Annotated in this window: 17 protein-coding genes; 7 read left to right on the top strand and 10 right to left on the bottom strand. The window is 73.1% G+C overall.

Going from position 1 to position 20,663, the window contains the following annotated elements; genetic code table 11:
* Positions 1-591 precede the first annotated feature (591 nt).
* On the bottom strand, positions 592-1,791 hold the full coding sequence (locus FHS22_RS01525) for a benzoate/H(+) symporter BenE family transporter (RefSeq protein ID WP_184937630.1): 1,200 nt from the start codon (positions 1,789-1,791) through the stop codon (positions 592-594).
* Between the two features lie 203 nt (positions 1,792-1,994).
* Here FHS22_RS01525 and FHS22_RS01520 point away from each other — a divergent pair, with 203 nt between their 5' ends.
* Positions 1,995-2,591, top strand: a complete 597-nt coding sequence (locus FHS22_RS01520; protein ID WP_184937629.1) for a helix-turn-helix domain-containing protein — start codon at positions 1,995-1,997, stop codon at positions 2,589-2,591.
* A 25-nt stretch (positions 2,592-2,616) separates the two neighbouring features.
* On the opposite strand, the gene FHS22_RS01515 is transcribed toward FHS22_RS01520, so the two are convergent.
* A complete protein-coding gene (locus FHS22_RS01515; RefSeq protein WP_184937627.1) occupies positions 2,617-3,375 on the bottom strand; it encodes a DUF4287 domain-containing protein in 759 nt (252 codons plus the stop codon).
* A gap of 241 nt (positions 3,376-3,616) precedes the next feature.
* On the opposite strand from FHS22_RS01515, the gene FHS22_RS01510 reads away from it, so the two are divergent.
* Positions 3,617-4,837, top strand: coding sequence for an MFS transporter (locus FHS22_RS01510; RefSeq protein WP_260407563.1), 1,221 nt, complete (start codon positions 3,617-3,619; stop codon positions 4,835-4,837).
* Between the two features lie 138 nt (positions 4,838-4,975).
* Here the strand turns inward: FHS22_RS01510 and FHS22_RS39115 are convergent, their stop codons facing one another.
* The gene (locus FHS22_RS39115; protein ID WP_184937625.1) at positions 4,976-6,586 is read right to left on the bottom strand and encodes an RICIN domain-containing protein; all 1,611 of its coding nucleotides are present in this window, start codon (positions 6,584-6,586) and stop codon (positions 4,976-4,978) included.
* Positions 6,587-6,788: 202 nt separating this feature from the next.
* Complete coding sequence (locus tag FHS22_RS01500; RefSeq protein ID WP_184937624.1) at positions 6,789-7,532, bottom strand: MBL fold metallo-hydrolase; 744 nt, start codon at positions 7,530-7,532, stop codon at positions 6,789-6,791.
* Between the two features lie 292 nt (positions 7,533-7,824).
* Here FHS22_RS01500 and rho point away from each other — a divergent pair, with 292 nt between their 5' ends.
* On the top strand, positions 7,825-9,015 hold the full coding sequence (rho, locus tag FHS22_RS01495) for a transcription termination factor Rho (protein WP_184937622.1): 1,191 nt from the start codon (positions 7,825-7,827) through the stop codon (positions 9,013-9,015).
* Between the two features lie 126 nt (positions 9,016-9,141).
* On the opposite strand, the gene FHS22_RS01490 is transcribed toward rho, so the two are convergent.
* The 3 genes from FHS22_RS01490 to FHS22_RS01480 all read right to left on the bottom strand — a co-directional run bounded on the left by FHS22_RS01490 (position 9,142) and on the right by FHS22_RS01480 (position 10,503).
* On the bottom strand, positions 9,142-9,657 hold the full coding sequence (locus FHS22_RS01490) for a GNAT family N-acetyltransferase (RefSeq protein ID WP_184937620.1): 516 nt from the start codon (positions 9,655-9,657) through the stop codon (positions 9,142-9,144).
* Positions 9,654-9,926 (bottom strand): type II toxin-antitoxin system TacA family antitoxin, encoded by a 273-nt coding sequence (locus tag FHS22_RS01485; RefSeq protein ID WP_184937618.1) that lies wholly within the window; start codon positions 9,924-9,926, stop codon positions 9,654-9,656. The genes FHS22_RS01490 and FHS22_RS01485 overlap by 4 nt, the downstream gene beginning before the upstream one ends.
* Before the next feature lie 121 nt (positions 9,927-10,047).
* Positions 10,048-10,503, bottom strand: coding sequence for a hypothetical protein (locus FHS22_RS01480; protein WP_184937616.1), 456 nt, complete (start codon positions 10,501-10,503; stop codon positions 10,048-10,050).
* 181 nt (positions 10,504-10,684) lie between these two features.
* On the opposite strand from FHS22_RS01480, the gene FHS22_RS01475 reads away from it, so the two are divergent.
* Positions 10,685-11,290: a response regulator transcription factor gene (locus tag FHS22_RS01475; protein WP_184937614.1), complete on the top strand. Its 606-nt coding sequence runs from the start codon at positions 10,685-10,687 to the stop codon at positions 11,288-11,290.
* On the opposite strand, the gene FHS22_RS01470 is transcribed toward FHS22_RS01475, so the two are convergent.
* Positions 11,268-13,097: a sensor histidine kinase gene (locus FHS22_RS01470; RefSeq protein WP_184937612.1), complete on the bottom strand. Its 1,830-nt coding sequence runs from the start codon at positions 13,095-13,097 to the stop codon at positions 11,268-11,270. The two genes, FHS22_RS01475 and FHS22_RS01470, sit on opposite strands and share 23 nt — an antisense overlap.
* A 126-nt stretch (positions 13,098-13,223) precedes the next feature.
* Between FHS22_RS01470 and FHS22_RS01465 the strand changes: the two genes are divergently transcribed.
* A complete protein-coding gene (locus FHS22_RS01465; protein WP_184937610.1) occupies positions 13,224-14,339 on the top strand; it encodes an epoxide hydrolase family protein in 1,116 nt (371 codons plus the stop codon).
* Positions 14,340-14,450: 111 nt separating this feature from the next.
* Here the strand turns inward: FHS22_RS01465 and FHS22_RS01460 are convergent, their stop codons facing one another.
* Positions 14,451-15,953 carry a hypothetical protein gene (locus FHS22_RS01460; protein ID WP_184937608.1) on the bottom strand — a complete coding sequence of 501 codons (1,503 nt, stop codon included), beginning with the start codon at positions 15,951-15,953 and terminating at the stop codon, positions 14,451-14,453.
* Positions 15,954-16,066: 113 nt separating this feature from the next.
* On the opposite strand from FHS22_RS01460, the gene FHS22_RS01455 reads away from it, so the two are divergent.
* Together FHS22_RS01455 and FHS22_RS01450 are read left to right on the top strand one after the other, a co-directional pair.
* On the top strand, positions 16,067-17,035 hold the full coding sequence (locus FHS22_RS01455) for a putative RNA methyltransferase (RefSeq protein ID WP_184937607.1): 969 nt from the start codon (positions 16,067-16,069) through the stop codon (positions 17,033-17,035).
* Positions 17,036-17,208: 173 nt separating this feature from the next.
* Positions 17,209-18,975, top strand: coding sequence for a S9 family peptidase (locus tag FHS22_RS01450; RefSeq protein ID WP_184937605.1), 1,767 nt, complete (start codon positions 17,209-17,211; stop codon positions 18,973-18,975).
* Positions 18,976-19,016: 41 nt separating this feature from the next.
* Here FHS22_RS01450 and FHS22_RS01445 read toward each other — a convergent pair whose 3' ends face one another.
* Positions 19,017-20,558: a PP2C family protein-serine/threonine phosphatase gene (locus tag FHS22_RS01445; RefSeq protein WP_338047550.1), complete on the bottom strand. Its 1,542-nt coding sequence runs from the start codon at positions 20,556-20,558 to the stop codon at positions 19,017-19,019.
* Positions 20,559-20,663 lie beyond the last annotated feature (105 nt).

The raw sequence follows: 20,663 nt of genomic DNA, 5'->3' as shown, positions 1-20,663 counted from the left end.
TCGCGAGCGTATCGCCCCGCTTGGTCGTGTAAAGGAGGCACTGGCTCGCAACGCCAGTCGTGGCCATCGCAGCCGGAGCGGCAGAGAGAGCCACTCCGGCTCCGACCATTGTGGCGACGAGCACACTTGTGAGTTTCATTCAGCCCCTTCTCTTTTGTCGATATACCACCGATTTGCGATCATCAAATTATTCCGAGGGGATTGTCGTGTCAACCCAGGCTCAACCAGAGGATTTCCGAGAACCGGCACCCTCATCGGAATCCTGTACAGGATCTTCCACCTCTGGCCAGGAGCGTTCCCACCCAGCCCCCGGAAGCGGCGCCCGCACCGGGCGGAGGCACCCCGGTACGAGGTGAGAGCGCGGCCGGACCGGGCCCGGCGGACAGGACCTTCCCGGCTCCGCCGAACAGCTCGGAGGGCGGGCCCGCCTCCTCTCCGGAGAGCCGCTCAGGCGACATGTACGGCCGGCCGCCGTACCGGTGCCCGGGATGCGCGCCGTACAGGACGGAGGACCCGGCGGACCGCCTCCGCCTCGCGGAGGAAGCGCTCATGAGACGGGATCACCGGCGACGCGGTCGTGCAGGATCCGGCTCAGTTCCGGGTCTCTTCCCGCTCCGGGTCCGGGTCCGGTACGGCCCGCGCGGACCTCCCCCTCCGGTGCAGGAGCGTCATCATCCCGCCCGCGACGAGCCCCCAGAAGGCCGCGCCCACCCCGAGCAGCGTCATCCCCGAGGCGGTGACCACGAAGGTGACCACCGCGGCCTCCCGGCCCTCGGGCTCGGCGACGGCCGCGGTGACCGCAGAGGCGAGCGCGCCGAGGAGGGCGAGCCCGGCGACGGCCTCGATGAGCACCGGCGGGGAGAGCAGCACGAGGGCCGTGGCCAGCCCGGCTCCGACGCCCAGGACGATCATCGAGATCCCGGCGGTGACGGAGGCGATCCACCGGCGGGCGGGATCGGGGCCGGCGTCGGGACCGGCGGCCAGGGCCGCGCTGATCGCGGCCAGGTTCACCGCGTGCCCGCCCAGGGGCGCGGCGGCGGCGGTGGCCAGGCCGGTGCCGAGGAGGACGCCGCGCAGCGGGGGGCGGTAGCCGTACCCGGCGAGGACCGCCATGCCCGGCACGTTCTGCGCGGCCATCGTGACCAGGAAGAGCGGGAGCGCGACGCTGATCATCGCGGGGAGGCTCCACGACGGCGCGGTCAGCGCGATCACCGGGCTCACGTCCACCGCGCCCAGCCCGGGACCGGTCAGCGCGATGGCCGCGACCGCGGCCAGCAGCGCCCCCGGCACCGCCCACGTGCGGGCGAACCTGCTGAGCAGCGCCCAGATCAGCACGACCGGGCCGGCGAGCTGCGGCACCTCGACCAGCGCCCGCACGGGCGCGACGCACAGGTCGAGCAGGACCCCGGCGAGCATCGCGCCGGCGACCGGGGCCGGGATGGCCGCGATCCAGCGGCCCAGGACGGGGAAGAGCCCGGCGACCGTGATGAGCAGCCCGCAGACGGCGAACGCGCCGACCGCGGCGGGGAATCCCCCCTCGACCGTGCCGGTGGAGACGAGCAGCGCCGCGCCGGGCGTGGACCAGGCGATGGCGACCGGCATCCGCGTCCGCAGGCCCAGCCAGATCGCCGTCCCGCCCACGGCCAGGCAGAGCGCGAGCAGCCCGGAGGCGGCCTGGCCGGAATCGGCGCCGACCGCGCGGAGCCCGGCGAGCACGACGGTGAAGGAGCTGGCGAAGCCGACGAGCGCGGTCACCACACCGGCCAGCACCGGCTGCAGCAGGCGGTCCATCCGTGATCCTCCGAATGCTCGGGGACGGCGCGGGACGACCCGCTCCGTCCGGCGCCCTTCTCCGGTCGTTCCGCCGAACGCCCCGCGGACGGCTCGGCCCGTCCGCCGTTCCACCGGGCGCCCTCCGGTCGTTCCGTAAACGGAACAGCCGTCTGTAGCACGATAGCTTCATGAAGCCCGGCGCACAAAACTCCCGTTCGGCCATGGATACCGACACCTCAGCCGTAGGGCGACGGATCCGCAGGCTAAGGGAGGAGCGTGGCATTTCACTGTCAGAACTCGCACGCCGGGCGGGGGTCGGCAAGGCCACGCTGTCGGGCCTGGAGAACGGCACCCGCAACCCGACGCTGGAGACCCTCTGGGCGGTCACCGCCCAGCTCGGGGTGGGCCTGGCCGCCGTCGTCGACACCGGCCCCGTGGTGCACGGCACCGCCGTCCAGGGCGTGCTGCTGCAGGCCTTCGAGGAGGAGGGCGCCACCTACGAGCTCTACCGCCTGGTCTTCCCCGCGGGATCCTCCCAGACCTCTCCCGCCCACCCCGAGGGCGTCACCGAGCACCTCACCGTCTTCGCCGGGACCCTGCGCGCGGGGCCGGCCGACGCCCCGCTGACGGCCGGGCCCGGGGAGTACGTCACCTGGCGCTCGGACGTCCCGCACACCTACGCCGCCCTCGGCGACCACGACGTCCACGCCGGCCTCCTGATCCGCTATCCCAGGCGGGGCGGGCGCCGCGGGACGCCGGACGGGCCGGCCGCGCGGACCCGGGACCCCGGCCCGCGCGGGGGCGGCGCTCCCTCCTGAGGGCGCGCCGCCCGCGCACCGCGGGTCAGCTCTCCAGGAGCTTCTTCAGGACGGTGACGCGCTCGCGCCAGTAGGCCTTCAGCTCGGCGGCCGCCGCCGCGTCGGGGATCTTGCCGTGCTGGATGCCGAGCTGGGTCTTCCGCTCCCCCTTGACGACCACGCCGACCGTGACGGCGGCCCGGCCCTCCCAGTTGGCGGTGACGGACCTGCCGGGGCGCGAGGTGCGGATCTCCAGGGGGGCGTCCGGGAGCCAGCGGGCGCGCAGGTCCTCGTCGGTGAAGGCCTCGATGACCCGCTCGGCGGGGGCGTCGACGGTCTTGCTCGCGCCGACCGAGAAGTCGCCGCCGCGCGACTGGCCAGCGGCCCGCAGGCCGCGCGCCCGCTCGTAGGAGACGGTGACGCTCTGCGCCCACCATCCCCCGACGCCGTGCTCCTCGACCAGCCAGCGGGCGATCTCCCCGTGCGGGCGGGCGGTCGCGCCCCAGCCGTCCAGGAGGGCGAACCACTCGTCGTGGGAGCGGCCCGTCCGCGCGACCACCACGTCGTCGGGGAGCATCGCGCCACGGGCGGCGACCGGCGGCTCGCCGGGCACGGGAGCGGCGGCTCCGCGCTCCTCCGGGACGGCCGCCCGCTCCCCGGCGGCGGGGGTACCGGGCACCGGGACCGGGCGGGAGTCCGCGGGCTCTCCGGCGGGAACGAGGTTGCGGCGGGCGGCGGCGTAGCTCTCGCCGGTCTTGGCCATGCGGGTGCGGACGCGGCTCTTGAAGGACTTGCTGCTGGTCATCCCATGCTCCTGACACGGCGTCGCGCCGGGACTCACGCTCCCGCCGCCCCGCCGGATCCAGGGCATGTGCAGCCGGCGTCCCGAGAACTCCAGGGTCCCCTTTACCCCCGCGAGCCGGTGGCGTGAGCACCGGTGAAGGGGGTCGGGCGCGGGACCGCGCCTGATTCAAAGCTACCTCCCGGCACCGACACAGGCCACCCCTCAGCACGTTCACAAAGTTCGCAAACGTAATATTCAGCTCATGACGCCACGGTCCAAAGCGATGATCTTCTGGGCCACGGGTGTCCTGGCCTACGTCATCGCCGTCTTCCACCGCCAGTCCCTCGGCGTCGCGAGCATCGAGGCCGCCGCCCGCCTCGGGGTGGGCCCGTCGGGGCTCTCGCTGCTGGCCATGCTCCAGCTGCTGTTCTACGCGGGCATGCAGGTGCCCGTCGGCGTGCTGGTCGACCGGCTCGGCTCCAAGCGCATGCTGGTCGTCGGAGCCGCCGTGATGGCCTGCGGCGAGCTGGTCTTCGCCTTCGCCGGCGGGCTGGCGGCCGGTGCGGCGGGCCGGGCGCTGATCGGGTGCGGCGACGCGATGACGTTCATCAGCGTGATCCGGCTGGTGAACCTGCACTTCCCCGCGCGCCGCAACCCGCTGCTGGTCCAGCTCACCGGCATCATCGGGCAGCTCGGCGCGCTCGTCTCGGCGGTCCCGCTGATCCACTCCCTGCGCTCGTACGGCTGGACGCCGACGTTCCTGGCCGCCGCGGTCCTCGGCGCGGTCGCCGTGGTCCTGCTCCTGGCGGTCCTGCGCGACTCCCGCCCGGCCCGGGACGGGCAGGAGCCGCCGGGGCTGAAGGCCGCCTGGGCCGAACCCGGCACCCGCCTGGGCATGTGGACCCACGTGGCCACCCAGTGCTCGGCGGCGGCGTTCCTGCTGCTGTGGGGATACCCGTTCCTGGTCCAGGCCCAGGGCCTCACCCCCGAGACGGCGGGCGTGCTGCTGTCCACGCTGACGCTGTGCGGCATGGCCTGCGGGCCGCTGCTCGGCTATCTCGCCGGGCGCTTCCCGTTCCACCGCTCGCGGCTGGTCCTCGGCGTGATCGGCACCACCGCCGGGGCGTGGACCGCCGTGCTCGCCTGGCCGGGCAGGGCTCCGCTCTGGCTGCTCGTGGTGCTCGTGGTGGTCCTGGCCGCCAACGGCCCCGGCTCGATGATCGGCTTCGACTACGCCAGGACCTTCAACCCCGCCGCCCGGATCGGCGCGGCGAGCGGCATCGTCAACGGCGGCGGCTTCGTGGCGTCGATGTCGGTCATCGCGCTGGTCGGCATCGCCCTGGACCTGGCCGGGGGAACCGGCCCGGAGGCCTTCCGCTGGGCGTTCGCCGTACAGTATCCCTTCTGGGTGCTCGGGGCGGTGCAGGTCCTGCGCTACCGGACCATCACCCGCCGCCTGCTCGCCGTCCAGCCGAGCGCCTGAGGCCGCCCGCGGCCGGGCGCCGGTCAGAGCAGGGCCTCCCTCCTTCACACGGTCAGGGTGCGAAGGGGGGAGGCCCGTACGGGACGCCTCCCCGCGCACGGTCAGGACGCGCGGGGAGGCGGCCGGGACGCGGGACCGCTACGGGATCAGGTCCGCGCCGGCGACGCCGGCGCCCGCGGCCGGCGGAGCGGAGGACGCGGAACCGGCCGAGTAGGCGTACGGCGGCGGCGGGACGCTGCCGTCGGCGCGCAGCCAGTCGCTCTGCGTCTTGCCGCTGTCCTGCGCCCGCGTGATCGTGGCCTCGTCGTAGACGTTGCTGCCCGTCCAGGTCAGCCTCGTGTCGCCGAAGTCCTCCGTGATGGTCTTCGCGCCCTTCACGTGGTTGCTCTCGGCGTAGACCTGGCCGCCCGCGCCCAGGCCGATGAAGTAGTCCTCGACGTCCACGTAGTTGGCGAACACGTGGGCGTAGCCGAAGCGCACCCGCGGGTGGCGGGTGTTCGACCCGTCGAACCAGTTGTGGTGGTAGGTGACGCGCAGGTAGCCCCTGTCCTGCGCGCCGTTGCCGTCACTGTGGCCCAGCAGCATCGACTTGTCCGTGGCGATGAACCGGTTGCGGGAGACCGTCACCAGGTCGGAGCCGCGCTTGACGTCCACCGAGCCGTCGTAGGAGGTGTGGAAGGTGTTGTGGTCGACCCACACGTGGTGCGAGTAGCACTGCACGTTGACCGAGTCGTCGGCGGAGTTCCGGAACGTCAGGTTCCTGATGATCACGTTCTGGACGCGCGTGAACCGGTCCTTCTCGGCGGGGTCGCAGAGGTCCCCGCCCCAGGCCACCTCGTCCGGGCCCCAGCCGTTGACGTCGAGCCCGAACCCGCTGATCGTCGCGGTCGTCCCGACACCGATGACGGTCTTGTTCGAGCCGACGTCCAGCATCTTGGCTCCGGTGCCGGTGATCGTGCCCGACACCCGGACGATCCGCGGCACGTCGTCGGAGACGGCCGCCGCGAGCTGCGCGTAGGTGCCGACGGTCACCGTCTCACCGCCGGCCCCGCCGTTCGTGCCGGTACGGCCGTGCCCGCTCAGGGTCGCGAAGCCCACCAGGCCGGCGGCGCTGCCCGGAGAGCCGGTCGGGGTGACCGTCGGGGTCGCCGTCGGGGTGACTGTGGGCGTCGCGGTCGGGGTCGCCGTGGGCGTCACCGTCGGGGTGGGCGTGGGGGTGCCGGAGCCCGCCGGGAGCAGTTTCCACTGCTTGGTCGCGGCCGAGTCGCAGGAGTTCTGCTGGACCGGCGCGCCGGAGGCGGTGGAGTTGTCCTTGATGTTGAGGCACTTGCCGCCGTTGGCGTTGACGACCTGCCAGTCGGCGCCGGAGGCGGTCGGCTTCCAGGTCTGGGAGGCGGCGCCGGTGCAGTTCTCCTGCTGGACGGCCTTGCCCGCGGAGGTGCTGGCGCCCGCGACGCCGGCGCACTTGCCGCTGTGGGCGGCCCCGAGCTGGAAACCGCCGCCGGAGGCGACCAGGTTCCAGGTCTGCTCGGAGGCGCCGTCGCAGGCGGACTGCGCGAGCTGCACGCCGGCGGACGCACTGGCGCCGGGGACCTCCAGGCACAGGCCGCTGCCCACGTTGACGAGCGTGTACGCGCCGGGTGCCGGGGCCGCGGCGGCGGACGCCGAGGCGGCGACCGCCCATCCGGAGGCGGCGACCGCGCCGGCGACGGCCGCGCCGGCCGCCCTCCTGCTGAATCTGCTCTTCACTGCCGAGCTCCTTGCTGGTCCAGCGGGTCTCACGACCCGCGCTCTGGATTCCCCCCAGCGAGTACTCACCGTTCACAGGAGTGAACACATGCGTGCAGGCATGCAGGGGACACCATAGGGAAAGCGTTTTCCCAGTGTCAATGGACCGTGAAATCCCCATGACAGAACCAGGTCGGAGTGACGGCCGGACGGGTGGAGGGCGTCAGGAGAGCCGGGTGAACGGCTCCGGGAAGTGGGCGGTGCCGATCAGGCCGCCCTCCGCTCTGACCCGGTCCAGCACCTCGATACGGGTCCTGGTGGCGAGCTCGGGATCGTCGTCGTAGAGGTAGGGCACCTTCGGGTCGGCGAGCTGGGAGGGATGGAGCAGCAGGTCACCGGTGAGGGCCAGCTCACCCACCCGGACGATCTGGTGGCCCGGCGTGTGGCCGGGGGCGTGGACCACCCCGATGCCGGAGAACATCTGCGCGTCCCCGTCGACCACCCGGACCCGCTCGCCCAGCGGGCGGACGATGCGGTCGAGGACCGCCCCGGAGGCCGCGTCGATCTCGGCCCGCTGCAGGACGTACTCGGCGTTCGGGAAGGCGGGCGCGCCGTCGGCCACGGCCCCGCCCGCGTGGTCGCTGTGCAGGTGGGTGATGACCACCGCCTCCACGTCCCCGGGAGCCGTCCCCACGCGCGCGAGCTCGGCCGCCAGCGTTCCCGGGACGGGGGCCCAGCTCGCGGCGGGCGAGTCCTCCGGTCCGATGCCGGTGTCCACCAGCACGGTCCGGCCCGCCGCGTCGCGCAGCAGGTAGCAGCGGAAGTGCAGGACCCAGTCACCGTCGTGGTGGCAGCCGCCGGGGAACATCTCCGGCAGCGGCCGCCGGATGCTCTCGCCCATCGGCCCCACGGCGTCCCTCAGCGGGAACACCTCGACACCCGCGACGGTCATGGGCTGGTACGGCATGCGATCTCCTTGCGGCGGTGGACGGGCATGTTACTGTGATAGCGGGTGTGACGCACTTCCGGCCAAGCCGCGTGCGAACGATCCGCCCCTTTTCTCCCACGACCGCGCCTGTCGCGGCACACGGTTTTCCACCCGCGCCTGTCATGGCAGACGGTTTTCCACCCGCACGCCCGGCGCGTCCACGTCCGACGCGATGCCCGGGACGGTCTCCGTCCCCGCACCCCGGTGTTCTCCGGACTCCCCGCATTCCGCGTTCCCCGAGCTCTTCGAGCTCCCTCCCGAAAGGTCGCACATGACCACGGAAACCATCGCCAAGAGGCCCCCGCGCTCCCGTAAGCGCGACGCCTCCGCCCTCATCCCCAGTCCCAGCCCCGCTCCCGCTCCCGCTCCCGCTCCCGCCGAGACCGTGTCGGGTCTCCTCGACGTCCGCGACAAGATCGCCCACCTCAGGACCGGCGGGTTCCTCCCCGGCCCCGATGACGTGAAGGTCCCGCTCGCCCAGGTCAGGCAGTACGGCCTGCGCCCCGGCGACCACGTCGCCGCCACCGCGCGCAGGCCGTACGACCGGCTGGTCGAGGTCCGGGCCGTGAACGGCGTCGGGACCGGCGCGGGACCCGGGACGCGCCCGCACTTCGCGGACATGACCCCGGTCCACCCCAGCGACCGGCTCCGGCTGGAGGACGAGTCGCTGACCGGCCGGATCGTCGACCTGTTCGCCCCGGTCGGCAAGGGCCAGCGCGGCCTGATCGTCGCCCCGCCCAGGGCGGGCAAGACCATGGTCCTGCGGGACCTGGCCGCCGCGGTCTCCCGCAACCACCCGGACGTCCACCTCATGGTCGTGCTCGTCGGCGAGCGGCCCGAGGAGGTGACCGAGCTGCGCGAGTCCGTCCGGGGCGAGGTCGCCGCCTCCACCTTCGACCGCGCCGACCGCGACCACACGGCCGTCGCCGAGCTCGCCGTCGAGCGGGCCAAGCGCCTGGCCGAGAGCGGCCGGGACGTGGTCGTGCTGCTGGACTCGCTGACCCGGCTGGCCCGCGCCTACAACAACCTCGCCCCGGGCGGCGGCCGCACCCTCTCCGGGGGCCTGGACGCCGCCGCGACGCTGCCCCCGCGCAGGTTCTTCGGCGCCGCCCGCAACCTCCGCGGCGGCGGCTCGCTGACCATCCTGGCCACCGTCCTCGTGGAGACCGGGTCCCGGCTGGACGACGCCCTCTTCGAGGAGTTCAAGGGCACCGGCAACATGGAGCTGCGCCTGCGCCGCGACCTCGCCGACCGGCGGCTCTACCCCGCCGTGGACCTGGACGCCTCCGGCACCCGCCGCGAGGAGATCCTCCTCGGCTCCGAGGAGCGGCGGCTCACCTGGCGGCTCCGCCGCACCCTCGGCGGTCTGGACAGGCAGCAGGCCCTGGAACTCCTCACCGACCGCCTCCGCGAGACGCCCTCCAACGCCGCCTTCCTCGACCAGATCCGCCAGAGCATCTGACGGTGTCTCGCACCGGCCCGCTACTCATCTCCTATTCGGGGGGTCCGGCCCGCCTCGTACCTGGACACGCTCGGCGGCCCGGACCGGCACGGCACACTGCTGCTCCTCGGCCCCCGGAGCATCGGCTCAGCTCTTCGGTGCGCCGAACCGCCGGATGTTCTTGATCGGGAGAACCAGATGGAGGGGATCCACCGGACTGACGTCGAACTCCGCCAGCCGCAGGTAGAAGTCCCGGGCCGAGTCGTCCTCGCAGTGAACCAGCAGAGCGCGCACGCCGATCTGGTCCGCCACCGATGTCACTCTGCGCATCGCATCCGTAACCAGTGCCCGACCGAGCCCTATGCCCTGCACCCGAAGATCAACGCCCAGCCGGGCCAGGAGCACCACGGGCTGGGCATGCAGTCCAGCGCCTTTCAGTAACCGCGCCGGGACCTCATCCGGCCTGATCTGCCCCGCCACCAGTGCGTAGTAGCCCACCACCTCGTCGGCGTCCACATCGCGCACCACGTAGACCCGCGACATCCCTCCGAACTGGGACTGCAACGCGTGACGCCGCAACCAGTCGTTCTGCGCCTGCGAACCGCAGTCGAACTCCTCCAGTCGGTGCTCCCGGTTGAGGAGTTCGACGGATGTGAGCTTCACTCGATCCCGTCGAGGATGGTCGGCGTGTTGAGCAGCTCACGGAGCTTGGGCATGTCGCGCGGTTCCCGGTTCATCATGGCGTCGAAGGCCGCCCACTGCTCCTCGTTCAGCCGGAAGACCGTACGGTCCGCCAGCGCGTGGTGGGCCGCCAGGGTCGCGGCATCCAAGATGAACGCCGACACAGAGGTACCCGCCGCCTCGCTCGCGGCCTCGAACAGCCTCTTCGTCTTGGTGTCCACTCGCAGGCTGATGCGCTCGTCCTTGGTCACGACGTCAGCGTACGTACATTGTGCGGTCACAGGAACCAGGATACACCGCGTTGACCTCAACGTGAATGTCGCATTACTTTCCGCTACCTCCCTCCTCTCGGCTGGCGGGAGCCGGTCCGGCTCACCGGGGCCAGTTGGCGACGGTGGAGGCCTTGATGGGGTCGGTGTAGCAGCTGAAGATGCCGTTGGTGCGGTAGCTGACCAGGCAGACCCGCACGTCCGCCCGGGTGACCTCGCCGTCGGAGGACAGCTTGAAGGACTTGCCCTTGGTGGAGCAGGTGTAGCGGACCTGCGACCAGCCGGTGCCGCCGCTCTTGTAGTGGAACCGCACCCGCATGTAGGCGCAGTGGCCGGAGTGGCCGTCGCGGTCGTACAGCTTGCCGGAGACGACGAACCGCTCGGAGCGGAAGTCGCTCAGCCACACGTCGGCCTTGGCGTAACCGCCGTGTCCGCTCTTGGACTGGACCGGGCCCCAGTGGTGCACGCGGTCCCCGGCGGCGGCCTGCGCCGTCCCGGTCAGTCCTCCCGCGAGCACGAGCGCCAGCAACCCGCTACCGATGACAGTTCTCTTCCTCATGAACACCATTTGTACCGGCAGCCACTTGAAAGTCGCTTGCGTCCTGCTTATCGCCTCTTACGGCCGCCGACGCCGTCCAGGGCGGCGGGCGGGCGCTGCCGGTGCGCTGGGGAAGCGGCCCGTAGGTCGATAGGCTGCGGCGGATGCGGCTGCCGAGTGCGATCTGAGCGATGAGGTGCGGATGATTCGGGTGCTCATCGCCGAGGACATGCGGATCCTGCGTGAGGCGCTGTGCGGCCTGCTGGGGCTGGAGAGCGACATGGTGGTCGTGGCCGCCGTCGAGTCCGGTGACCGCATCGTCCCCGCCGCCCTGGAGCACCGGCCGGACGTCGCCGTGATCGACATCGAGCTGCCCGGGATGGACGGCCTCCAGGCGGCGGCGGAGCTGCGCGACAGGCTCCCGGACTGCAGGACGTTGATCCTGACCGCGGTGGGACAGCCGGGGAACCTGCGCCGGGGGATCGCCGCGCAGGTGGCGGGCTTCATGGTGAAGGACTCCCGGCCGCAGGACCTGACCGACGCGATCCGCACCGTGGCCGCGGGCGGGCGGGTGGTCGACCCGCAGCTCGCCTACGCGGCGCTGGCCGTGGCGGGCAGCCCGCTGACCGCCCGGGAGGCCGACGTGCTGCGCCTGACCGCGTCCGGCGCGACACCGCGCGAGGTGTCCGCGCAGCTCCACCTGAGCTATGGCACCGTACGGAACTACCTCGCTTCGGCGGTGACCAAGCTGGGAGCGCGCAACCGGGTGGACGCGATCCGCATCGCTACTGCGGCAGGCTGGCTGTGAGCGTGAACGTGCTGTCGCGCCGACCGGCGTCCAGCCGCCCGCCCGCCCGGGTGATGCGCTCGGTGAGGCCGGCCAGCCCGGTCCCCCGGCGTTCCGGTGCGGTCACCGGCCCGGTTCCCGGGCATTCTGGTACGGCCGGCGCGAGGCCGTCGTTGGTGACGCGCAGCCGTACCCCGCCGGGGACCGAGACCACGGAGATGCGGCAGGTGCGCGCGGCGGAGTGGCGGATGACGTTGGTCACCGCCTCGCGGAGGGCGACGGCCAGGAGCGGGGCGTCGGGAGGCGGTCCGGACGTCGAGACGGTGACGTGCAGGCCCGCGGCCTCCAGGATCGAGCGGGCGGCCGCGAGCTCCTCCGGCAGGAAGAGCTCGGTGGTGAGGGAGCGGACCTCGTCGCGGGCGCGTTCGGCCAGGACGAGCAGTTCGGAGAGTTCGCGCCGGGCGCGATCGGGGTCCGTCGGCAGCAGGCGGGCGGCGAGTTCGGCCTTGAGGCTGATCCCCGACAGGCTCATGCCGAGCAGATCGTGGAGGTCGCGAGCCAGGCGCAGGCGTTCGGTGACGGCCGCGACACGGGCCACGTCGCCACTGGTCTCCTCGAGCTCGCGGGTCACTTCGGGGATGCGGCACAGGGCGTATACCTGGATGGTGATGACGATGACGCCCGCGCTCCAGTAGACGTAGTCGCCGGCACCGGTCCAGTGCCGGCCGGAGACGAGGGTCGGCATGAGGGCGAAGAGCGGGGGGATCGCCCATGCCCAGAGGCGGCGCAGCCGGACGACGGCGGCGCCGGCCACGGGGAGGAGCGGGGCCAGGATGGACTGCGGCGACCAGAACGGGATCGCCGCGGCGATGACCACGACGAGTCCGTGCAGGGTGAGGGTCCACGGCCAGGCCCGCGGCTCGGAGCCGGGCGCGCGGGGAGCCCCGTGATACAGCTGCAGCCCCACCGAGACCGCCGTCAACGAGCCGGCCAGCGCCCAGACGCCCGCCTCCGTCCGGGGCTCCAGGGCGAGGCTGATCACGGCGATGGCCGAGTGGTCGGCCAGCATGAGGACCAGGAACCACCAGGCGAGGCGGGGCCGGATCCGCGCCGTCCGGTCGGTGTCCGGCGCCGGCGGCACGGCCGGCACCACCACGCGCTGGGCGTCGACGATCGTGCGTGCGGTGGCCAGCGCCGTACGGCCGAGGTCGGCCACGCGGACCAGCCGCCCCGTGGTCGGCGCGGTCAGGCCGTCGTGGATCAGCTGGATGATCGTGGACAGTTCGGCTCCGAGCGTGCCGCGCAGGCGGGCCGCGCTCTCCAGCCGCTCGCGCTCAGCGGCGAGCGCGGCGAGTCGTTCACGTTGCCCGGTCGCCTGGTCGAGCCGTCTTGCCAGGTGGGTGACGGCGAACATGCCGAGACCGGTGTTGAGGACGACGATCGCGATGCCCGCCGCGGAGAGCGGATCGGAGCCGCGGTAGGCGCCGATGGCGGTGTCGGTGGCCGTGGTGAGCGCGAACAGCGGCCAGGACAGCGGGGCGGGCACGGTCAGCAGGACCGCCGCGCCCAGGAAGCCGGAGAGGGGGCCCCACGCCTTCCCGAGCGCGAGGTACGGCGCGAAGACCAGGAACGCCTGGGCCGCCAGCAGGAGCTGCGGCCGCCACGGCCGCATGACGATCACCACGTGGAGGACCGCGACCGCCGCGATGGCGGCGACACCGAGCGCGGTGTCCCGGGCGGGGAGGGGTTCGCGCAGGAAGTCTCCCACGCGGGCGACGGCGAGGGTGCACATCATGGCGAGGACGAGCGTCCAGCCGAACCTGCTCATCCGGCCCCCGATCACCCGCGGAATTCATGATTATGTGCATTTTGCACGTGGATGTCATGCGATGGGCAGATGGACCGGTGCACCAGGCACTGCCGCCATGCCTGCCCGAACCCGGATCGTGGAGGCATGGCAGAGGACATCAGGCCGTTCCGTATCGCGATCCCGGAAGCCGCCGTCAACGATCTACGCGACCGCCTGGACCGCACCCGCTGGACCGCTGGACCGCCGCCCGCGGAACCGGCCGACCGGCCGGCGTCCGGCCCCGTGCGGCCGGACCGGTGGTACGGCATGCCTCCGGCGTACGTGCGGGACCTCGCCGAGCGCTGGCGCGACTCCTTCGACTGGCGGGCGCAGGAGGCGAGACTGAACTCCTATCCGCAGTTCACGACCGTCATCGACGGCCAGACCGTCCACTTCGTGCACGTGCGCTCGGCCGACCCCGCGGCGACGCCGCTCATCCTCACGCACGGCTGGCCCAGCACCTTCGTGGAGTACCTGGACCTGGTCGAGCCGCTGTCACGCGATTTCCATCTGGTGATCCCGTCCATCCCCGGGTTCGGCTTCTCCGGGCGCACCCGCGGGAAGGGCTGGGACGCCGTGCGCGTCGCCCGGGCCTGGGCCGAGCTGATGCGGCGGCTCGGCTACGACCGGTACGGCGCGCACGGGAACGACGCGGGCTCGGTCATCTCGCCGGTGCTCGGCCGGATCGATCCCGAACACGTGATCGCCGTGCACGTCAACCAGATCTTCCCCTCCGGTGACCCCGCCGAGTCGCAGGGTCCTCCTCCGGAGGGCATGGGGTACCCGGACCTCCCGCACTCCTCCGTCGGCGCCGCCGTCCACGACGGGGCTCGGCAGGAGCGACCGCGGGTCCTCCGCCACGGGCCGACCGGCTCACCGGCCGGTCAGCTCGCCTGGATCTGCCGGTCGCTGGCCGGTGTGGACTTGGACGTGGTGCTGACCAACGCCTCGATCTACTGGTTCACCGGCACCGCGGCGTCCGCGGCCCGCTTCCACCACGAGAACGACCGCGCCTCGGCGTATCCGAACCCGACCACGTTCCCGATCGGCCTGGCGAGCTTCGCCCACGACTTCCGCCCGGTCCGGAGACTCGCCGAGCGGGACCACCGGTACATCGTGTCCTGGCACGAGTTCGACCGCGGCGGCCACTGGGCCGCGCACGACGCCCCGGACCTGCTCGGCGAGGACATCCGCCGCTTCTTCACCTGCCTGTCCGGATGACAGGGCGTTCGATCCCGGGGCTGTGCGTTCCCATGGACCGCCGGGAACAAGGCCGGGGGAAGACATGCCGCTGATCTTCCGCGGGTGGTGCGGCTGTCACCAGCCGGCACGTCATTCGTTTCGAAACGAGCCGCCAGCCGGATAAACCATGATCAAGAACTGCTCGACGGCGTCCTCCTCCCAGTTCGCCGCCGCCTTCCCGCTCCCGCGCACGTGGACGCGGACCCGGTAGTCGCCCCTGCCCGCGACGGTGAGGTTGACGAGCCTCCTGCCCCCGTAGAAGTCGACGAACGTCAGCTTCCCGCGGGTGCTCCGGTAGGGGATCTCCCTGACCAGGTCCCAGCCGCGCCGCTCCAGCGGGGGCCGCCGGTCGTAGGCCTCCGCCGTGACGCAGACGGTCGCGAACTCGTTGGCCACCGTCACCTGGAGGACCCCGGCCTCGGCCCCGGCGAGGCCCTCCACCCAGAGGGGGGCGGCCTCGATCATCTCGACGTCCTCGTCCTCAAGGGCGACGAGGGCGTTGTAGTCGGTGTGCACGGCGCCCGCCGCCCGCCGCACCGGCCGGATGCGCGGCCGGTGCGGCGGATACGCCGCGCACTTGGCCTCGAGCGCCTCCTGCCTGCGCTCCTCGGCCAGGCGCTCCTGCTCGGCCCTGGCCTTCTCCACGGCGACCACCTGCGGGCAGATCAGTTTGAGCGACTCGGCCAGCCCCACCTCGTACGTCAGCCCCAGCGACGCGTACGGCGCGCGATCGCGCGCGTCCCCGCCGGCCCGCACCACCGCGGCGCAGAGGTGGCGGCCGTAGGAGAGCACCTGCTCGTCGGGCATTCCGGCGAACTCCGGAACCCCTCCCTGCCCCCACGGGCCCTCGCGCGCCACGCAGACGAACCGCTTCTCGAGGTCCCCGTCCCCCGCGCCCCCGCCCTCCGCCGCGGCGTCCTCGGGGAATCCGAGGCCGGTGGAGAAGCACTCCTCACGACCGGACACCTTGCCCGGAACGGTGTCGGAGACCGGCAGGAAGGCCGGGAGCGGCAGCATGAGCAGGACCAGGGCGGCCCGGACCGCGTGGGAGCGGCGGGCGTGCGGCGGCCGTACGGCGCGCAGCATGAGCGCCACGGAGACGGAGGCGGTCAGCCCCGGCGCGACGCCGGTGAGGACGATGAAGGGACCGCCCCACACATCCAGGCACTCGGCGTTCAGCGCGATGTCCAGCCCCGTCGGCAGGAGGGGGAGCAGGGTGATCAGGCCGATCACGGCGGCGGCGAGGCGGGCGGCGGTCCGGCCGATCCGCGGCATGCCCTGCCGGTTCCCCGCCAGCCACGCCGCGAGGGCCCCCGCCATGAGCGGCGAGCCGCCGAACCCGAAGAAGGGCACCTCGTAGACGGCGCCGAGGATCCCGTAGCCGCGCTCCTCCATGAACGCGTGCCCCGGGCACCTCGGAGGCTCGCCGACCCAGCCGTAGCCGTAGCTGTAGGAGTCGGGGCCGATGAACGTCCAGTAGAAGGCCGGTGCGACCGCGACGGCGAAGGCGGCGGCCCACTGGAACCACGCCGCCCTCCGGGGCCGCAGACGCGCCGCCGTCCCGGCGGGGGGCACCGGGGGGCTCTCGGGCATGGCGGGTTCCTCTCCCGTCGGGACCGCCATGATCGGTTCATGGCGCGGCGAGCCATCGTAGAGGCGCGGGACGACGGTCCGGTCGCGCCCTCCGGAGACGGGATGATGAAGACATGCTGTCTGACATCGTCGAACACCTCGCCTGCCCGGTCTGCGGGGACGGACTGGAGACCGGGGAGCGGGCGCTGCGCTGCCCGCGGGGGCACGCGTTCGACGTCGCCCGCCAGGGTTACGTCAGCCTGCTGACCGGTTCCCAGGTCCCGGGGACGGCCGACAGCGCGGCCATGGTGGCCGCCCGGGACGGCTTCCTGGGGGCGGGGTACTTCGCCTCCCTCGCGGACGCGGTCGCCGACGCCTGCCGTACGGCCCTGCGGACGGCGGGCGGGAGATCGGCGGAGCGGGAGGGGCCCGGCGGCGGGGAAGACGGCGGCGCGGGGGGCGGCGGTACGACGGGCGGCGGCGCGGGGGGCGGTCCGGGGGAGATCGCGGGCGGACGGGACGCGGACCGCGCCGTGGTGATGGACGCGGGGGCGGGGACGGGTTACTACCTGGCCCGGGTGCTCGACCGCCTGCCGCAGGCCGCCGGGATCGCCCTGGACGTCTCCAAGCACGCGGCCAGGCGGGCCGCGCGGGCGCACGCCAGGCTGGGGGCGGTGGTGGCCGACGTGTGGCGGCCGCTCCCGGTCCGCGGCGGCTCCGTCGACGTCCTGATCAACGTTTTCGCCCCCCGCAACGGGGCGGAGTTCGCGCGCGTGCTGCGGCGCGGCGGCGCGCTCGTCGTCGTGACTCCCACGTCGCGGCATCTGGAGCCGCTGGTGGAGCGGCTGGGCCTGCTCTCGGTGGACGAGTCGAAGGAGCGCCGGATGGCCGAGAGCCTCAGCGGCCACTTCGCCGAGACCGGCCGGAGCACGCACGAGTTCCCGATGGCCCTGGACCGCGCCGCGGTCGAGGCCGTCGTGGGCATGGGGCCGAGCGCCTGGCACACGGAATCGAATGACATACGGAGGAAAATCACAGAATTAACCGAAAGTAGCGAAGTGACTGCTTCTTTCCGCCTGTCTACCTTTGAACGCCGTCCATGATCAAGCGGCTTCCTTGACAAGCACCTTCGTGACGCATGTTACTGAAGTGGCATTTAGTCCGAAATTCCTACATTCCCAGCGCAAATCACCTCTACGAACGACATACTGGACGGTAATCCGGCGGGCCGGCATCCGTCCGGCACGATCGACGCCTTGACGGAGGGACGCGCCATATGAAGGCGGAGGAACGCTGGCAGGCCAGGTTCCGTGCGCCGCGCGTGACGCTCCCCGTGTGGGCGCGGCAGGCCCCCACCCGCGCCGTGTACCGCGGCAACGCCTCCGGCGCCTGGGAGGTCTACGCCTGGGACCGGTCGGAGAACACCGCCCGCCAGGTCACCTCGCGCCCCAAGGGAACCTCCCACGGCACGATCGACCCCACCGGCCAGTGGATCTGGTGGTTCGCCGACACCGACGGCGACGAGTGGGGCCGCTGGATGCGCCAGCCCTTCACCGGCGGCCCGGACGAGCCCGTCGACCTCGAACCCGGCCACCCCGTCGGCATCGCGCTCGCCGCCACGGGCGACGCGGTGATCGGCATGGCCCGTCCCGGCAGGGGCTTCACCGTCTGCGTCGTACGGCCGGGCGCCCCCGCGAAGGTGGTCTACGAGCACGCCGAGGACGCCTCCGTCGCCGCCGTCTCCCTCGACGGCGCCCTGATCGCGATCAACCACAGCGAGCACGGCGACGCCCGGCACCCCTCGCTGAAGGTGGTACGGCAGTGCGGCGAGACGGTCGGCGAGCTGCGCGACGGCCCCGGCAGCGGCATCGTCGGCCTGCGCTTCGCCCCCGTCTTCGGCGACCGGCGGCTGCTCGCCCTGCACGAGCGCCGGGGCCGCCGCGAGCCGCTGGTCTGGGACCCGGTCAGCGACGAGCAGCGGGAGATCTGGCTGCCCGACCCCGGTGAGATCACCGCCGACTGGTACGGCGACGCCCGCTCCCTGCTGGTGGTCCGGGCCAACCGCGGCCGCACCCACCTGCACCGCTACGACCTGGCCGGAGGCGTGCTCACCCCGATCGAGACCAGGCACGGCATGATCGACGCGGCCGCGCCCCGCCCGGACGGCTCGGTGGAGTACTCCTGGTCCAGCGGCGCCCACCCGCCGGTGATCCGATCGAGCAACGGCCAGGTGGTGGTGAACCACGCGGGGTCGTCCGCACCGCCGTCCGTCCCGGCCGAGGACGTGGACGTGGACGGTCCCGGCGGGCGCATCCACGCCCTGGTCTCCCGGCCCGAGCGCGGCGCCGGGCCGTACCCCACGGTGTTCCTCCTGCACGGCGGGCCGTTCTCGCAGGACGACGACTCCTTCGTGCCGCAGGTGGCGGCCTGGGTGGACCACGGCTTCGCGGTCGTGCGGGTCAACTACCGGGGCTCCACCGGGTACGGCTCCGCCTGGCGGGACGCCCTGGCCGGCGAGGTCGGCCACATGGAGCTGGCCGACGTGGCCGCGGTCCGCGAGGCGATGGTCCGGCGGGGCCTGGCCGACCCGGAGCGGCTGGTGCTGGCCGGTGCCTCCTGGGGCGGCTACCTCACCCTGCTGGGCCTGGGCACGCAGCCGGAGGCGTGGGCCGCGGGCATCGCGGCGGTGCCGATCGCCGACCACCTGGTGGCGTACGAGGACGAGCCCGAGTCGTTGCGGGCCTACCACCGCGCGCTGTTCGGCGGGTCGCCCGCCGAACAGCCCGAGCGCTACGCGGACTGCTCGCCGATCGCCTACGTCGACCGGGTCGAGGCGCCGCTGCTGATCCTGGCCGGGGAGAACGACCCCCGCTGCTCGATCCGCCAGATCGAGAGCTACGTGGCCCGGCTCGCCGGACGCGGGCACGAGCACGAGGTCTACCGGTACGACGCCGGTCACGGCTCGCTCGTCGTCTCCGAGCGCATCGCCCAGATGGCGGCCCAGCTGGACTTCGCCCGCAGGCACCTGAAGCCGGCCGGCTGATCCCGGCGCCGCCCTGCCGGGCGCCGGCGCCGCGCGGGGACTCAGCGGGCGCGCAGCACCACGATCGCCATGTCGTCCGCGCTCGGCTCGGGGGCGAACTCCTGCACCGCCCGGCGGATCCGCGCGGCGACCGCCCCCGCCGACAGGCCCGCGCACTCGGCGAGCAGCTTGGCCAGCCCTCCGTCGTCGTCGAGCAGCCTGCTGCCCTGGCGCCGTTCGGTCACCCCGTCGGTCACCGCGAGCAGCACGTCGCCGTGGTCCAGGTGGACCAGGTCCGCCTCGAACGTCGCCTCGGGGAAGACGCCCAGCAGCGACTGGGAGGTCACCACGGGCTCCACCGCGCCGTTGGGCTTCAGCCGCAGCGCCTCCGGGTGCCCGGCCGAGACCAGCCGCAGCTCCAGGCCGGTGGACACGGGTGTGATCTCCCCGTGCAGCAGGGTGAGGAACCGCGCCCGGTCGCCCTCCTCCAGGATCGCCTGGTTGAGGCGGCCCAGGACCGCGGCCACGCCGTACCCCTCGCGGGCGAGCAGGCGCAGCGTGTGGCGGGCCAGCCCGGTGACCGCGGCCGCCACCGGCCCGGTCCCGCAGACGTCGCCGACCGCGAACCGCCAGCTGCCGTCCCCGGCCGCGAACAGGTCGTAGAAGTCGCCGCCGACCTCGTTGGTCTCGCCCGCCGGCTCGTAGACCACGGCGGAGTCGAGCCCCGGGATCTCGCGGGGCTCGTCGGGCGGGAGCAGGCTGCGCTGCAGCGCCCGGTTGGCCTCGGCCTGCTGGGCGTAGAGCAGGGCGTTGTCCATGGCGAGCGCGGCCCGGCGGCCGATGTCGCCGGCGTACTGGATGACGTCGTCGGTGAACCGGTCGGACCGGCCCAGGCACATCGCGCCGAGCGCCCGCCCGCGGGCGAGGAGCGGGACGACCAGCACGTGCGAGTCGCCGAGCTGCATCGAGCCCCCGGTCTCCGGGACCCGGACGCCGGCCAGCTCCTCGCGCAGCCCGTCGATGCGCGCCTCGTCGGTGTGCCACAGGTAGGCCGGGCGCTGCGGCCCGCCGCTCTCGGTCCACATGTAGACCGCGCACCAGGCGGCCAGCCGGGGGACGGCGATCTGCGCGATGATCGCGGGCACCATGTCCGGGTTGAGGGTGCCGGCGAGCAGGTCGCTGGCGTCGGCGAGGAAGCCCAGCCAGCCGATCGGCCCGCGGCGCTGCTCCTCCTCGGCCCACTCCGTGGTCACCTGCCCGAAGGCGCCGGGCAGCGCGAGCCGGGCCCAGTGCGTGCGGTGCTGCCCGGCGAAGGACACCCCCCACTCCTCGACCGCCACGCCGGGGCTGCCGGGCCCCGCCTCCTGGACGCTCTTCTGCCGCACCTCGACCTGCACGCCGTCGCCCAGGTGGTTCCAGACCACCTCGAACGGGCCGTCCACGGCCTGGGCGGAGAGCTCGGCCGCCAGCCGCTCGGCCGCGTCCAGCACGGACACGGCGGCCCAGGCGGTCATCACCTCCCTGGTGAACCGCCTGGCCGCGGGCACGGCCGTGTCTCCTGGGGCGAAGGTCGCGGCCAGGACGGCCCGGGGAACACTGGTCACTGTTCCCTGACTACCACACTCCGGGCTGACATGCGGTAAATCGATGTCGGGACTACGAGTTGCGCATCGTGACAGACTGGGCTTGCCCGCGGTTGCCCCCCACGG

Source organism: Thiemannella venezuelensis (assembly GCF_014203605.1).
GTDB lineage: Bacteria > Actinomycetota > Actinomycetes > Streptosporangiales > Streptosporangiaceae > Planomonospora_A > Planomonospora_A venezuelensis.
Note: the sequence above shows the minus strand (reverse complement) of the source record. Positions and strands in the feature narration are given on the sequence as shown.